14 protein-coding genes are annotated in these 14,594 nt (G+C 40.9%); 9 read left to right on the top strand and 5 right to left on the bottom strand.

Translation table 11 applies throughout. The annotated features are described in order from the left end of the window. Window positions 1-94 precede the first annotated feature (94 nt). The 4 genes from FNW02_RS20090 to FNW02_RS20105 all read left to right on the top strand — a co-directional run bounded on the left by FNW02_RS20090 (window position 95) and on the right by FNW02_RS20105 (window position 4,175). The gene (locus tag FNW02_RS20090; protein ID WP_191759271.1) at window positions 95-769 is read left to right on the top strand and encodes a glutathione S-transferase family protein; all 675 of its coding nucleotides are present in this window, start codon (window positions 95-97) and stop codon (window positions 767-769) included. Between the two features lie 119 nt (window positions 770-888). Next, window positions 889-2,361: a TldD/PmbA family protein gene (locus tag FNW02_RS20095; RefSeq protein ID WP_191759272.1), complete on the top strand. Its 1,473-nt coding sequence runs from the start codon at window positions 889-891 to the stop codon at window positions 2,359-2,361. 85 nt (window positions 2,362-2,446) lie between these two features. Next, window positions 2,447-2,626, top strand: a complete 180-nt coding sequence (locus tag FNW02_RS38810) for a four helix bundle protein (RefSeq protein ID WP_348535422.1) — start codon at window positions 2,447-2,449, stop codon at window positions 2,624-2,626. A gap of 208 nt (window positions 2,627-2,834) precedes the next feature. Beyond that, window positions 2,835-4,175, top strand: coding sequence for a TldD/PmbA family protein (locus FNW02_RS20105; RefSeq protein WP_191759273.1), 1,341 nt, complete (start codon window positions 2,835-2,837; stop codon window positions 4,173-4,175). A gap of 69 nt (window positions 4,176-4,244) precedes the next feature. Here FNW02_RS20105 and FNW02_RS20110 read toward each other — a convergent pair whose 3' ends face one another. The 3 genes from FNW02_RS20110 to FNW02_RS20120 form a co-directional block, all read right to left on the bottom strand. Then, window positions 4,245-4,685, bottom strand: a complete 441-nt coding sequence (locus tag FNW02_RS20110; protein ID WP_191759274.1) for a pentapeptide repeat-containing protein — start codon at window positions 4,683-4,685, stop codon at window positions 4,245-4,247. An 889-nt stretch (window positions 4,686-5,574) separates the two neighbouring features. Continuing rightward, window positions 5,575-6,093 (bottom strand): hypothetical protein, encoded by a 519-nt coding sequence (locus FNW02_RS20115; protein WP_191759275.1) that lies wholly within the window; start codon window positions 6,091-6,093, stop codon window positions 5,575-5,577. Window positions 6,094-6,635: 542 nt separating this feature from the next. Continuing rightward, entirely contained in the window at window positions 6,636-6,854 is a 219-nt protein-coding gene (locus tag FNW02_RS20120; protein ID WP_191759276.1) for a hypothetical protein, read from the bottom strand. Between the two features lie 605 nt (window positions 6,855-7,459). On the opposite strand from FNW02_RS20120, the gene uvsE reads away from it, so the two are divergent. Continuing rightward, entirely contained in the window at window positions 7,460-8,401 is a 942-nt protein-coding gene (gene uvsE, locus FNW02_RS20125; RefSeq protein WP_191759277.1) for a UV DNA damage repair endonuclease UvsE, read from the top strand. Between the two features lie 64 nt (window positions 8,402-8,465). Next, on the top strand, window positions 8,466-10,064 hold the full coding sequence (locus tag FNW02_RS20130; protein WP_191759278.1) for an Hsp70 family protein: 1,599 nt from the start codon (window positions 8,466-8,468) through the stop codon (window positions 10,062-10,064). A 316-nt stretch (window positions 10,065-10,380) separates the two neighbouring features. Here the strand turns inward: FNW02_RS20130 and FNW02_RS20135 are convergent, their stop codons facing one another. Continuing rightward, complete coding sequence (locus tag FNW02_RS20135; protein WP_191759279.1) at window positions 10,381-11,268, bottom strand: carbohydrate ABC transporter permease; 888 nt, start codon at window positions 11,266-11,268, stop codon at window positions 10,381-10,383. 187 nt (window positions 11,269-11,455) lie between these two features. Here FNW02_RS20135 and FNW02_RS20140 point away from each other — a divergent pair, with 187 nt between their 5' ends. The 3 genes from FNW02_RS20140 to FNW02_RS20150 all read left to right on the top strand — a co-directional run bounded on the left by FNW02_RS20140 (window position 11,456) and on the right by FNW02_RS20150 (window position 13,864). Continuing rightward, window positions 11,456-12,313, top strand: coding sequence for a type IV pilin-like G/H family protein (locus tag FNW02_RS20140; RefSeq protein ID WP_191759280.1), 858 nt, complete (start codon window positions 11,456-11,458; stop codon window positions 12,311-12,313). A 7-nt stretch (window positions 12,314-12,320) separates the two neighbouring features. Beyond that, on the top strand, window positions 12,321-12,995 hold the full coding sequence (gene purN / locus FNW02_RS20145; RefSeq protein ID WP_191759281.1) for a phosphoribosylglycinamide formyltransferase: 675 nt from the start codon (window positions 12,321-12,323) through the stop codon (window positions 12,993-12,995). A gap of 473 nt (window positions 12,996-13,468) precedes the next feature. Beyond that, on the top strand, window positions 13,469-13,864 hold the full coding sequence (locus FNW02_RS20150) for a hypothetical protein (RefSeq protein ID WP_191759282.1): 396 nt from the start codon (window positions 13,469-13,471) through the stop codon (window positions 13,862-13,864). A gap of 96 nt (window positions 13,865-13,960) precedes the next feature. On the opposite strand, the gene FNW02_RS20155 is transcribed toward FNW02_RS20150, so the two are convergent. Next, window positions 13,961-14,557, bottom strand: coding sequence for a CPBP family glutamic-type intramembrane protease (locus FNW02_RS20155; RefSeq protein WP_191759283.1), 597 nt, complete (start codon window positions 14,555-14,557; stop codon window positions 13,961-13,963). Window positions 14,558-14,594: the final 37 nt, after the last annotated feature.

The following is a 14,594-nucleotide window of genomic DNA, read 5'->3' on the forward strand; positions in this document are numbered from 1 at the left end:
TTGTTTCTGACCACTGTTTACTGTTTACTCTTTACTGTTCACTGATTTAAATCTGTGGCACAAATCAAAATATCAACTTTTTCAGGAATTTTATATGCTCAAATTCTACTACAATCCCCTTTCGCCCAATGCTCGCCGTGTGTGGATTACTTTACTAGAAAAGGAAATTCCCTTTGAAGCAATCTTGCTTAACTTAGATGGTGATCAGTTGCAACCAGATTTTTTGACAGTTAACCCTTTTCACCACATTCCAGTTGTGGTGGATGACGGTTTTCAAATTGTAGAATCTTTGGCAATTATGGATTATTTAGAAAGCAAATATCCTACACCTGCAATGCTACCTACAGAACCTCAAGCATTAGCAACAGTGCGGATGGTGCAAATGGTGACTGCAAATGAATTATTTCCCCAAGTGATTTCACTAATTTATGAAAATGAAGACTCACCGCAATTTGCACAGGCAAAGCAGAATATAGATAAAGTATTGCAGTTTTTTACACAAGTGCTTGGCGATCGCTCTTTTTTTGGCAGTCAGCAGTTAACCTTGGCTGATATCGTTGCTGGAATAGCCATCCATTCATTACCTCCTTTAGGTTTCCATCTCAGTAATTACTCCAAGCTGAATCAATGGTCTGAGCGCTTGATGCAACGCCCAGTGTGGCAGAAAACCAAATTAAGCGCTGAAGACTTTGAAGCATTTAAGCGGCGAGTCAGAATTTTGGTGAAGTTGCGTAGGCGTGAGATGAACAAAGGAAATCAAGCAAAGTAGCTAAAACCAAGTTGCTTTTCAAAAAGCCACGCCAGATGTCATCTGGGTAAATTTGCTAGAGTGAACACACCAGGATTTTTCAGTCAAATCTCTGATTACGCCAGCAGACGAGGCTACCCATGCTTACAAGTACGCTAATTCTCTCAAATCAACTTCCCACCCTACAATATTCCTCCACCCCAGAGCGTTTCGATGAAACCTGGGAAGCCCCTCTGGCTACCCTCCTGGGACTAGGACGCGCCGCTGGCGCTGACTTCATCGAATTATTCTTAGAGCGTCGCAACTACATCAGTTGTCTTGCAGAAGACGACGCCATCACTAGTATTTCACCAAGTTTAGCTACAGGTGCAGGCGTCAGAGTCTTTCGCGGCAAAGCCGACTGCTACGTTAGCACCAATGACCTTTCATTTTCCGGTTTGAAAGCAGCCTTAGAAAAAGGTCTTTCTATCCTGGGATTACAACTACCCGCTCCCAACGCTTTCATCCCAGAAATCAACCTGGAATTATTGAGAGACTACGCCACCAAAAGAGGTAAAGATGGATGGCTGACGCTGTGTAGCTCCATCCGAGAAATGGGAGAAGTCCTTCTTGATGGTACTGCCCAGCTAAAGCGAAAAGCTAGTCACGTCCAATCGCGCCGCGCTACCTATTTCCGAGATTGGCAAGAAGTTTTAGTCGCCGCCAGCGATGGTACTTTTGCTCGTGATATTCGCCTCACCCAGTCAGTAGGATTTAACCTCCTGTCTGCTGATGGTGCTAATCGCTCCTCCATCGGTGAACGTGCTGGTAACACTAGCGATGCTAACTTCTTAAGAACTTGGGATTATCAACAAGCCGCCGAGCAAATAGCCGAATCTGCTGGGAAAATGCTCTATGCAGATTACGTGGAATCAGGCACTTACCCCATCATTATGGCGAATCACTTTGGCGGCGTCATCTTCCACGAAGCCTGTGGACACTTGCTAGAAACCACTCAAATTGAACGCAACACCACTCCCTTTGCTGACAAAAAAGGCGAAAAAATTGCCCACGAAAGTTTAACAGCCTGGGATGAAGGGCGTGCTGAAAATGCCTTTGGCACAATTGACATGGATGATGAAGGTATGCCTGCTCAAAGAACCCTATTAATTGAAAAAGGTGTTCTCAAAAACTTTTTAGCAGATAGAGCAGGTTCCTCACGCACCGGACACCCTAGGACGGGAAGTGGACGCCGCCAGAATTACACCTATGCCGCTGCTAGCCGGATGCGTAATACCTATATTGATTCTGGTGAATATAGCATTGAAGATTTATTTGCCTCTATTGATAAAGGCATTTACTGCAAAAAGATGGGCGGCGGTAGTGTTGGCGCAACAGGCCAATTTAACTTTAGTGTCGATGAAGCTTATTTAATTGAAAATGGCAAAATCACCAAACCACTAAAGGGAGCCATCCTTATCGGTGAAGCCAAGGAAATTATGAACAAAATTTCCATGTGTTCTCAAGATTTGGAAATCGCACCAGGTTTTTGTGGCTCCGTCAGTGGCAGTATTTACACCACAGTAGGACAACCCCACATCAAAGTTGATTCGATTACCGTAGGTGGACGCTAGAGAATTTTAGATTTTGGATTTTGGATTTTGGATTGTGAATGAACAGCAGTTTAAAACTAGAACAAAGCAGCTTGCATTGTGAGTTATTCGTCTAGTTGAGGTGCTGCCACCAACTAAAACTGCTGATGTCATTGGCAAGCAGCTGTTGCGTTCGGCTACTTCTGTGGGTGCTAATTATCGAGCAGCTTGTAGATCTAAATCAACAGCTGATTTGATTGCTAAACTCGGCATCGTGGAAGAAGAAGCGGATGAAACGCTTTATTAGTTAGAGCTTCTTGTTGAATCAGGATTAATGACAGCAGAAAAACTAAAAAGCCTAATGCAAGAAACTACCGAAATTCTTGCCATGACCGTGGCGTCAATCAAAACACTACGAGAAAAATACAATTTCCAAAATCCAAAATCCAAAACCTAACATCTAAAATTTACTCGTTTTCAATCCAAAATCTAAAATCTAAAATCTCAAATTGAGTATGCCAAATATCAACGAAATAGCAAGTTATGCCAAGGATAATGCTAATAAACTTGGCATCAAAAAATTCGACATTTATGGCTCAACAGTGGACGAAACTAGTGTACAAGTAGACCAAGGTGAGCCAAAACAAGTCAAAGCCTCAAATCGTTCTGGTGTCACTGTCCGTGTCTGGAATGAAGACAATACAATGGGAGTCACCAGCACCACAGATGTAGATCCCAATGGATTGGAATTAGCTTTAAAAACTGCCTACGAAGCCAGTTTCTTTGGTGTTAAGGAAAATGTCCCTGATTTTAGTCCAGAGGCTACTATTCCAATTGCCAATAAAGCTGAAGACAAAGCACCCCAAGCACCTGTTGCTGAACTGATTGAAAAACTGCTGGTTGCTGAAAAAGAATTATTGGCAGTTCATCCAGCAATTAAAGGTGTGCCTTATAACGGTTTGGCGCAAAGAGATATTGATAGGTTCTATCTCAATAGCGACGGTGCAGCAAGAATTGAATCTCACTCTTTAGCATCGGTTTATCTTTATAGCAAAACTGAGGAAGAAGGAAAAAAACCGCGTAGTGCAGGCGCTTTTAGAATCAACCGGAGTTTAAATAATTTAGACATTAATGGTTGTATTAAAGAGACTGCTGATAAAACTATCAGTCACTTGAACTATGAAAAAATCAAGACTGGTAAATATAGAGTTGTTTTCTCAGCGGAAGCTTTCTTAAGTCTGTTGGGTGGTTTTTCTAACTTGTTCAATGCTCAAAGTATTCTGGACAACCAAAGCCTATCTACTCCCGATGATTTAGGTAAGCAAATTGCTTCACCTCTGCTTTCGGTTTATGATGATGCATTGCATCCAGCTAATGTAGGCGCAGAAACTTTTGATGGTGAAGGAACTCCCACTCGTCAGATTTCCTTGATTGAAAGTGGAGTTTTAACAGGCTTTCTTCACAGTGCTGGAACTGCTAAAAGGATGAATGCTCAGCCAACAGGTAATGCAAGTATTGGCGCAAAAGTCAATGTTAGTCCCAATTTTTATCATGTTTTCTCAGCAGCAACTCCTGAACAGGAATTTAGTCTAGAAACTTCTGAGAATGTGATTTTTATCGATGATTTACAAGCTCTCCATGCTGGAGTTAAGTCTTTACAAGGCTCGTTTTCTTTGCCGTTTGATGGGTGGCTAGTCAACAAGGGTGTTAAAACAAGTATTGAGTCAGCAACAGTTGCGGGCGATTTCTTGGAACTCTTGAAGTCAATTATTTATATCGAGAAAGAAGCGGAATTAACTCCAGGAGGCGTTTGTCCAAAAATCTGGGTGGATGAACTATCCATTACTGGAGAGTAAAACCTCGGAGTTAGGAGTTAGTGGTTAGGAGTTTTCATTTTAAAACTGATAACTCTTAACTTATAACTCTCATTCTTCTCCTCCGATACCAAGATTAATGTCAAAGCCGTCAGCACCATTTAGATTAGTGCCAATCATCACAGCGCCATCTACTTGAGCATTATGCAGATTAGCATCACTTAAGTTGGCGTTAGTCAGATTAGCGTTCTCAAAGGTAGTACCACTAGCAAAAGTGTCTGTAAGGTTAGCAGACTTCAAATTTGCACCAGTTAAATCTGCACCTTCTAAGTTAGCGCCTTCAAGATTAGCACCCTGTAAATTTGCCTTTCTCAAATCAACGCCTATTAAGTGAGCACCTTTCAGGTTAACGCCTGTTAAATCGCATCCGAAACATTCTCTAGTTTCTAGTAAGCGCCGGAGGGGGGTGGTGTTTTCAGCTTTTACGGGAATGGGAGCTGTTAGAGCTACTGTGCTGAGTAATGCTGCTGCTGTAAGAAATATCGCTTTCATATGTACCTCCATCACTTCTAGAAGTTGTTGAATAACTAGCTTCTACAGTACCTATTCTCTCAAATCTCAGAATCCTGTCCTCATGCGAGCGGAGTAATTTAAATTATCTATGAGACTACGTATTGTTTGTTTAGTTAGTCCGATAGGACTAAAATCAGCTCTGCATAAGAAAGCCTTTTAGGTTGAATAAAAAATTTAAATTAAAATTTCAAACTTAATTCTGTTGTGCGATATGCCAAAATCCTGTATGTATCTGGGCAAAATCAAACCTGGATGCATATCAAAAACTTGAAACTACGAACTCGCAGGATAATACCAATTCACGAAAATCTTGATACATATAGATTTTTTGTAGGGGCACGGCATTGCCGTGCCCCTACCTGACAATGCCAAAAAGTTTAATGTTAGGATGCGTTAGGCGATCGCTAATATACTATACCTCTTGTAAATATCTTTAAGAGCAAAGCCGGAGTCTCCAGCTTTACTCTTGAGAGGCATAAAGCAAATTCAGAACTTACGCACTCAGATCCCCCAACCCCCTTAAAAAGGGTGGAATTTATAAAGCCCCCTTTTTAAGGGGGGAACCGGAATCAAAGTCCCCCTTTTTAAGGGGAGCCACTGTGTTGGGGAGACAGCGCCGTGGGCGGGTTTCCCGACTTGAGGCGACTGTCGTCGGGTTTCCCGACTTGTAGCAAGTGGCGTGGATTTAGGGGGATCTACAAGTCTCGAATACAACACCAAAAAGTTTTCAGATATCCTCTAACTTCTCCCAACGCGAAGAAGCGTCTACCAGAGAAGAGGAGACGCAATCATGCGAACGGGGTTTCTCAACCTAGGAAACTTTTCATGACAGATAAATTTGTACTTTAGTCGGTTAGGAAACGCTATATTACTGCAATTTTTTATCTAAATTTTGACGAATATTTATTATGTAAAAGTACCCATCTTTGAATAAACAGTTATTTGATATAGCTTTAATTTCAAGATACAATAAATTTTTATATATTATGTCTATATTATCGAACACGGTTACTTCACTTAAAGTATTAACGTTGATAAACTTTTGGTTGATTAAACGTGCAGATGTTGATAAGTTATCTATCGCCAAAAGCTTAATTTGAAATGCTCCTTTTAAATATAACCTTATATTTATACGTTTTATGTTAATACAATTCTTCCACTTCTGGACTGAAAAAACATTAAAATAAGTATCAAATCTAATGCTTCCACCTTTTTTGAGTTCAACAATATTTTGTTTGTAATTAAGCACGGAATTATAGTTCAATTTTAAAAATAGTTTTTCTACACTACTATAAATATCTGAATTGGGCAAGATAATATTTTGCAGTATAATAGTAGCTGGAATGTGTTGATTATCAACTATTGATTTTGCCAAAACATCTAACATTATAACTTCAGTAGAAAATTTTAAAGGTTGAAAATATATGACTTAGCTCAAAAATTTAACTCGTTGGACTTTTGAACTCGTCTGTCTAAAGAGTGATTAATTTGGCTCAGGAAAGCTTGTTTAGGTAAAATAGATTACATTTAATTAATTGTGAGCGGCTGTGTTTAAAATAGTTAAGTGAAGCTTGCTTATTGTTGGTTTTAAATTATTATCTCGATTGTGGTAGTGAAGTGTACGATCGCACAGTCGGCTCATAACTATTGCCATTTTGGCTCTTGACTATATTTTTTGTAAAATGCGATCGCTATTCTGAGTTAGTATTGATTAATCAAAAATCGGCGTCATTCTAGGAATCAAAATGACGCCGATTTTTTAGTGTACAAAAAATAAAGATGCACTTTTTGGCACACCCCTCATTACAGTAAAAAGTGTTTTGCTTTACATATCTTTCCGAATTTTTTACAAGACTGATGTAATCCTGTTCTACATTAGCCAATTAGCCAGAATGGTGATTGCTATTCAGTTTGAGCATTTTGAATTGCTTAAGCCTTGGATGTCGGTTTCAAAAATAGCCACGCTACAAAGAATGTCGCCGCTGTAAATAGTTGCGTTAAATCCAAAGCAGATAGATAGCCATCGGCAAATGAAGCAATACTGCGGTCAGTAATGCCAAATACCCAAGATGAAAGGCCAAACAGCCAAATCCCATTCTTGAGATTTCCGACAAATTCCTTAGATTCTGATGGTTCTTGGTCGTTCATAATCTTCTGCTCCGTTCGTGAAGAATCTGGTGATTGATTAGTAAAAACTTTTTTGACTCCTGACGCTGAATTTACTTTATATTAATAAATATTTCAGGTACTTGACTTCCCTACCTGTAGGTACATCTCCTAATCTTGACATTCCTTCTTTGGTTAAGTCACCTTGGATGCACTGCAATGGCTTGAGTTGTGAGCTTCTTAGCCTAGAATTTGAATACTTTCATTACTAAATCATTAAAAAACCATATAAACATTTATGGATATATGACAAAAAATACTCCATAAGGCAGATGTATTTTCATGGCAGCCCAAGAAAAAGAAGAACGTGCCTATGACTATTGGCTAAAGGATGCGTATCAGGTATTTATAAAAAGGCGTCGGGAAAACCTATTCCTTCTCGGTAGGTGATGAAAGATGCCCCAACGCCGTTAACAGTCAACAGTTAACAGTCAACAGTCAACAGTCTTTCGTGTTATCCCATTCCCTTTTAAGGGTGGGATGAGCTTAAATGCTTAAAATTTCAGACTTCATTCTTTAGATACTCATGACTCAGTTGCAAAATTTACTTAAATATAAAGAAGGGCAATAGTTGATAAACTTAGTTAATGACCGCAATTCATCTCCAAAATCTAGTTAATACACAGCAGTGCCAAGAAAGCACTCTGCCCCATTTAGGGCTAGTTTGCATCACCGTTGATAAAAAGGTGCGCTTTCGGACAATGACGCGTACACGCTACTTAAAACTCTCTCTAAGTGAGCGTGAAAGTACGCTAAGAGAACTATATGGACATAACTTACAGCGTTTGCATGATGCTCTCTCCTTTTGTCAGGAGAACGGGATTCGGCTGTATCGTATCTCCTCTGGTTTGTTTCCTCTGAGTGACATGGAAGACGAAATCGGCGCAAATATTTTAGAGGAAATGAGCGCTAACTTAAGCGAAATTGGTCAGCAAGCTCAAGCATTGGGCATTAGAATGGTGCTGCACCCAGACCAATATGTAGTGTTGAGTTCTGATTCTGCCGAAGTGGTACAAGCAAGTATCAAAATTTTAGAACGACATGCCCGCACATTTGACTTACTGAGTTTACCGCGATCGCCTTGGTCGTTGATGAATATTCATGGTGGCAAATCTCAACGCACCGAACAACTAGTAAGAGTAATTTCAGAATTACCAGAAGCAATTAAAAGCCGCTTAACTTTAGAGAATGATGAATACGCTTACAGTGCCAGCGAAATTTTAGCAGTGTGTCAGCAAGCTGGCATACCGATGGTATTCGATGCCCATCACCATATTTGCCACGAAAACTTAGACAGCTACGATCATCCGAGTGTAGCAGAAATGTTTTATGCAGCGCGAGAAACTTGGGCGAATCCAGATTGGCAGTTAGTGCATATTTCGAACGGCGAAATAGCTTTCAACGACAGAAAACACAGTGATTTGATTACTGCTATGCCTAATGTCTACCATGAAGCACCGTGGATAGAAGTCGAAGCCAAACACAAAGAAGAAGCGATCGCCCATTTGCGCTCTTGGTGGCTTATATAGAATAATCACAATTGGCACTCTCCACCCTAGTGTTTGTATCTTGGCGCGAAATCATCAATAATATATGGCGATCGCAATCGATTTTGGTACTAGCAACACAGTCATTACTCGTTGGAATCCCGTAACCCAGCAGCCAGAAACCCTAAACCTACCTGGGTTATCAATTCAACAAAGTTTAAATCCGCCATTGATTCCTAGCCTAGTTTATGTTGAAGAAGCAACACAGGGTAAAATCTTGGTAGGGCAACAAGTACGCGATCGCGGTTTTGACCTCAAAGGCGAAGCCCGATTTTTCCGCAGCTTCAAACGGGGAATCGGAGCAGATATCCAAGGTTTCTTACCTGAACTAGATGGACAAATCATCACCTTTGAACAGGTAGGGCAATGGTTTCTCACTAAGATAATCGAACAACTAGTACCCCTGCAAGGTGGGTTAGATTCTCTAGTTTTAACAGTTCCCGTAGACAGCTTTGAAGCTTATCGTCATTGGTTGGGCAAAGTTTGTCAATCTCTCCCCGTCGAACAAGTGCGGATGCTCGATGAACCCACAGCCGCAGCTTTGGGTTATGGCTTAGCAGATCAAGAAATTCTTTTAGTAATTGACTTTGGCGGCGGTACTTTGGATTTATCCCTTGTACAGTTGGCTCAAGGTGTGCAAGCAAGCACAAAACCCCTAGGATTTATTCTCAAGTGGGGTAATAAATCCTTAGCTGAAGACTCCAAGCAAAAGGTAAAAACTGCCCGCGTACTAGCGAAAGCAGGGCAAAATTTAGGTGGTACTGATATTGATAATTGGTTAGTAGATTACTTTGCCAAAACTCAAGGATTGGCGGTAAGTCCGCTGACAATGCGACTAGCAGAAAAGGTAAAAATTCAACTATCAACTCAAAACCAAGCCAGTGAAGTTTATTTTGACGATGAGACATTTGAAAGCTACGAACTAGAACTAAACCGCGATACCTTAGAAAATATTCTCAAAGAACATGCATTTTTTGAGTTACTAGATGAGTCGATGACGACACTATTGCAGCAAGCAAGACGCCAGGGAATAGAACTTGCAGATATTAATGCAGTGTTGTTAGTTGGTGGGACTGTGCAATTACCAGCAGTGCAGACATGGGTAAAACAGTATTTTGAGCCAGAGAAAATTCGTTGCGAACGTCCTTTTGAAGCGATCGCCCAAGGTGCATTACAGTTAGCTCAAGGCATAGAAATTAAAGACTTTCTCTACCATAGTTACGGTGTTCGCTACTGGGATCGTCGTAAAGGACTCCACAAATGGCATCCGATTATTAAAGCTGGACAAGCATACCCAATGAGCCAGCCAATGGAATTAGTTTTAGGCGCATCTTTGGAAAATCAACCCAGTATCGAATTAATTATGGGAGAATTGGGAGCAGATACAGGTAACACCGAAGTTTATTTTGATGGCGATCGCTTAATTACTCGCCGTTCTGACAATGGTGAAACCATCGTCAAGCCCCTAAACGATCAAGAAGGTGCTAGAACAATAGCCCAACTTACACCAACTGGATATCCAGGAAGCGATCGCATTAAAATCCTCTTTCAAGTTGATGAACAACGCTTTTTGCGAATTACCGTCGAGGACTTATTGACAAATAACACACTATTAGAAAATCAACTTGTAGCACAGTTGAGTTAGATCCGTTTCCCTCCTGTCTCCTCCCTCCTCCCTCCCCTACGGTGTACACACAAGTCTTCTAGAGTTGTCCCACAGGCTTTTGATCCCCCCAACCCCCCTTAAAAAGGGGGGCAAAAACCTCTCAAAGTCCTCCTTTTTAAGGAGGATTTAGGAGGATCTACAACGATTTTGGTTTTGTACAGAGATGTGTGTACACTGTAGCCTTGCAAAGGGGGGCAAAAACCTCTCAAAGTCCTCCTTTTTAAGGAGGATTTAGGAGGATCTACAACGATTTTAGTTTTGTACAGAGATGTGTGTACACCGTAGCCTCCCTCCCCTACTCCTCACTCCAAGTTCGCAACTGCAAATACACTAGTACCGTCGTCACTGCTAACAGCACTGTCGCCCCTGCTGCTGCATAGCCAAAATCAAATTGACCAAAAGCTTCTTGGTAAATGTAGTAAACCAGTAAATTAGTCGAATTCAGGGGGCCGCCGCCAGTAATCACATAAACTTGCTCAAAACTCCGCAATGTAAAAATCGCAGTGGTGACAATTGCAAATATGATAGTCGATCGCAATCCGGGCAGGGTAATATGCCAGAATTGTTGCCAAGCATTTGCTCCATCCAAATCTGCTGCTTCATAACGACTGGGGGGAATTGTTTGCAACCCCGCTAAAAACACCACCATATTGAAACCCAGTTGTTTCCAAATGCTTAATAATATCAGTACTGGCATGGCCCAAAATGTGTCTCCTAGCCAGGATATTGCCGGAAGGCCAAAAAGAGCTAAAAGTCCGTTAACCGGCCCTGATGTTTGAAACAGCCAGCGAAATCCCAAACCAGCCGCCACAAGCGAAATAATTGAAGGTAAAAAATAGGTACTTCGCAATATTCCCCGCAAGGCTAGGGAGCGATTTAGTAGCACTGCTAGTCCCAAGGGAATAACTAAGCTGGGAATGACGGTGGCAACTGTAAAATAAAAGGTGTTACCCAGAACTTGCCAGAAATCGGGGTTGAGTAGCAAGCGCCAGTAGTTTTTTATGCCTATCCAATAAGTACCTGATGAGGTGAAACTACCAGCGGTGAAACTAAGGTAAAACAAATAGGCGATCGGCCAAATAATAAAGACGCCTAGTAAAATTAGTGCTGGTGTGAGAAAAATCCAGGCTGCTACAGTATCATTATCCAGCAGTTGTATAGGCGATCGTTGGGTTGTTTTCATGGCGATGGTAGGGACTCGGGATTGGGGACTAATCTCGTTTTGATCAGTGTCGGATTCATCTTTACAAAAGTACTGTTAAGATCCTGTCAATCTAATGACTATTACGCAAATGCTTAAATTCGCCTACTCTAGTAAACTCCAAATCGCTAGCAAATTATTTAGCTTTAGCGTATTTATAGTACTACTGATGAAACTCGAACCGACTGTGTTAGCTCAGCCTGCCACAGCACCAACGCCAACGCCATCTCAACCAGCTAAGCAGACAAACCCTATTGTCCAAAAATTGTCGGGGCAATGGCAAACTCAAGAATCTTCATCGCTTCAAAGACTAACCTTCATTTTCACACCAGAAGGTAAATTATTTATCTTATTGCCCAATCCTAATACTTCTGTTGCCGCCGAAGTTAAATATCGCATCAACCCGACGCCACAACCTATGCATCTAGATGTCACAATTCCCAGTAATCAGCAACCAGTATTGACAATTTTTGAATTTACTGCTGATGGTCAGATGCGACTGCAATTAGATGAAACCAATCCGGGAAAACCCAGACCCACAGCTTTTTCTCCAAAGGCATCGCTATTCAAAAAAGTTTCTGATGCTACTACATTGCCTGATAATGTCCAACTTATCGACCCAAAAGCAGGAAATCAAGCAACCAATCAGCCAGAAGTTGAAGCTAAACAAATTATTGGTACTATCAACCGCGGACAACAGGCTCACTATCTGGAATACCAAAAGTTTAGTACAACTATTGAGCAACTAGGTCTTGATATTAAGCCAGAAACAGAGAATTATCGTTATCGAATAGTATCCCAAGACAAGCAAACCCAAAGTGTAATCAGCACAGCAGTTGCCAAAAAACCTGAATTAAGAAGCTATACGGGCATTACATTTGTCAGAAAAATTAAAGGTGATCTTACAAGTACTGCTATTTGTGAAACTGATAAACCCTCAACTAAACCGCCACTTCCGCCAACGCTTCCTTCTAATAATTTTCAGCAAGTTAAATGTCCATTAGGCTCGCATTTATTAGTAAGATAGAAGTTTTATGAGTGATAATTCCCCAGTCAAGGCTGATGCTGCTTGCCTGATTTCTCCCAACATCTCTAGTAACGAATTTACACAAAGCGCTCCTTTGAAACTAGGAATTATGGCTTCTGGGAATGGCAGCAATTTTGAGGTGGTTGCTCAAGCTATCCAAGACGGACAGTTAAACGCTCAAATTCAAGTTTTGATTTATAATAATCCCTCAGCTAAAGCAGCGGTAAGGGCAGCAAATAGAGGTGTTGAGGCTGTTTTATTGAATCACCGCAACTACAAAAACCGGGAAGAGTTTGACGAGCAAATTGTGCAGACGTTGCAGAAATACGATGTTGAATGGGTGATTATGGCCGGCTGGATGCGACTAGTTACAGAAGTATTAATCGATGCCTTTCCCAACAAGATTATTAATATCCACCCTAGTTTGTTGCCAAGTTTTAAAGGAGTCCATGCTGTCGAACAAGCTTTGGCATCTGGGGTAAAAATTACTGGCTGTACAGCGCATATAGCTTGTTTAGAAGTGGACAGTGGCCCAATATTAATGCAAGCAGCAGTGCCAGTATTAGCGGATGACACCCCAGAAACACTCCACGCCAGGATTCAAATTCAGGAACATCGAATTTTACCACAGGCGATCGCGCTAGCAGCTTACTCGTCAAAAACCGCATTTGATAAAGCGTAAAAATACATAACCCATACAAAAACTCATCCTTTGATAAGCACACAAGAAGCTGTAGTTAATACAACTTCTTCTGTGCTTATAGATGTTGAAGCTGTAGTTACAAATGCTCGTAACTTGATAACTAAAACTAAAGCTATATTCAATAGAATTAATTATTTACTTATAAATATTCCTTAAATCATAAGCAAACTATGATTTTTATTAACTGAAACTTCTTTTTAAGTTATCAATGAACAAATTTTAGTTAACACAGCTTCTTCTGTAGTTATAAATGCTTCTTCTGTAGTTAACACAGCTAAAATTACTTCCCACTTCGCAGATTCCCGACTTCTTCAATAAGTCGGGAATCTAAGTCGGGGGAATTTACTAGTAACTATCTAACACAAAATACAATTATTTGTGGATTTTGCTGAGCCAAAATATAGTTGCAGCGGGGCATATTAATTTTAGAAACCTCACAAGGAAGTAAATCTATGCCTCAGAGAAAACGCGCATCCCGCATTCTAGAAAATGCTGAGTTAAGATTCGCTGGACTCAGAGCAATAAATACTAATCTGGATCTTGGAGATGCTTACAACTTAACAAACCTAACACAATTAATTGAACAGGTACGCACCAAGTTAGAAGGCTATAACACTATTCTCAGCATGGCCGACTCTTCCAAATTAGAACTTGAAGAGTTAGAACAAATGTTGAGCACGTTCTCTGAGAAGATGCTCATGGGGATTGCTTTTAAATACGGCAAAGATAGCCGCGAATATGAGATGGCTGGTGGAGTTCGCAGAAGTGAGAGTCTCCGTAAAAGCAGAGCGACTCGCTTAAAAACTGCTGCACAGAAAGTATCCAGTCAGAGCACTCAAACCACCTAATTTATTATTTTATGGTTGATAGTGCAATACGGTTCAGATAGACCACAGTAGAGACGTTGCATTGCAACGTCTCTACTGTTTGTCAAATTCTAATTCTTAACTTTTAATTTTCGACAATTGCCACATTTTCCACAGATAGCTGGAAATCCAATTTGTCACAATATGAGCAACAATCGGCACTAATAAGTTACCCGTAATCAAGGCACTATATCCTAGTAGTATCCCAACAATGGATGCCCAAATCACATAAGGCCATTGTTGGGAACCACTAAGGTGTAAGACGCCAAAGCAAAGACTCGATACAATGACAGCTGTATTATCTGAACCTAAAGCTGGCAGTATTACACCTCGAAATAACAATTCTTCACTTAAACCAGGTAGTAACCCTAGCCAAATTAAGTCAGGTAAAGCTAAGGGTTTAAGTACCAGTTCTAAATAATAATCTGCACTTTTACGGTAGAGAGGAAAAAAGCGGTAAGCTAAGCCACTTAACGCAGTAATGATGATCCCCAACCCTACACCTAGCAGCAATTCCCTTTGATCCCATTTCCAGGAAAATAAGGAAAAGTTGCCAAAGTATAACGATAGCTTGGCGACTATCAACAGAATGATTGCAGTCGCTCCCATCGCCCCAAGTACTTGGAAGCGCGTCAGGTATGGAATTTCTGGCTCTTGCTTGTGTTGTTCAACCACGGTTTTTTGGGGGGAATAGGGGAGGGGGGAAGCAGAG

It is taken from the genome of Komarekiella delphini-convector SJRDD-AB1 (genome assembly GCF_014831675.1).
GTDB lineage: Bacteria > Cyanobacteriota > Cyanobacteriia > Cyanobacteriales > Nostocaceae > Komarekiella.

What these genes read in the sequence shown, in the direction of transcription:
- FNW02_RS20090 (WP_191759271.1), top strand. Translation starts at nt 95, where the DNA reads ATGCTCAAATTCTACTACAATCCCCTTTCGCCCAATGCTCGCCGTGTG.
- FNW02_RS20095 (WP_191759272.1), top strand. Translation starts at nt 889, where the DNA reads ATGCTTACAAGTACGCTAATTCTCTCAAATCAACTTCCCACCCTACAA.
- FNW02_RS20105 (WP_191759273.1), top strand. Translation starts at nt 2,835, where the DNA reads ATGCCAAATATCAACGAAATAGCAAGTTATGCCAAGGATAATGCTAAT.
- FNW02_RS20110 (WP_191759274.1), bottom strand. Translation starts at nt 4,685, where the DNA reads ATGAAAGCGATATTTCTTACAGCAGCAGCATTACTCAGCACAGTAGCT.
- FNW02_RS20115 (WP_191759275.1), bottom strand. Translation starts at nt 6,093, where the DNA reads ATGTTAGATGTTTTGGCAAAATCAATAGTTGATAATCAACACATTCCA.
- FNW02_RS20120 (WP_191759276.1), bottom strand. Translation starts at nt 6,854, where the DNA reads ATGAACGACCAAGAACCATCAGAATCTAAGGAATTTGTCGGAAATCTC.
- uvsE (WP_191759277.1), top strand. Translation starts at nt 7,460, where the DNA reads ATGACCGCAATTCATCTCCAAAATCTAGTTAATACACAGCAGTGCCAA.
- FNW02_RS20130 (WP_191759278.1), top strand. Translation starts at nt 8,466, where the DNA reads ATGGCGATCGCAATCGATTTTGGTACTAGCAACACAGTCATTACTCGT.
- FNW02_RS20135 (WP_191759279.1), bottom strand. Translation starts at nt 11,268, where the DNA reads ATGAAAACAACCCAACGATCGCCTATACAACTGCTGGATAATGATACT.
- FNW02_RS20140 (WP_191759280.1), top strand. Translation starts at nt 11,456, where the DNA reads ATGAAACTCGAACCGACTGTGTTAGCTCAGCCTGCCACAGCACCAACG.
- purN (WP_191759281.1), top strand. Translation starts at nt 12,321, where the DNA reads ATGAGTGATAATTCCCCAGTCAAGGCTGATGCTGCTTGCCTGATTTCT.
- FNW02_RS20150 (WP_191759282.1), top strand. Translation starts at nt 13,469, where the DNA reads ATGCCTCAGAGAAAACGCGCATCCCGCATTCTAGAAAATGCTGAGTTA.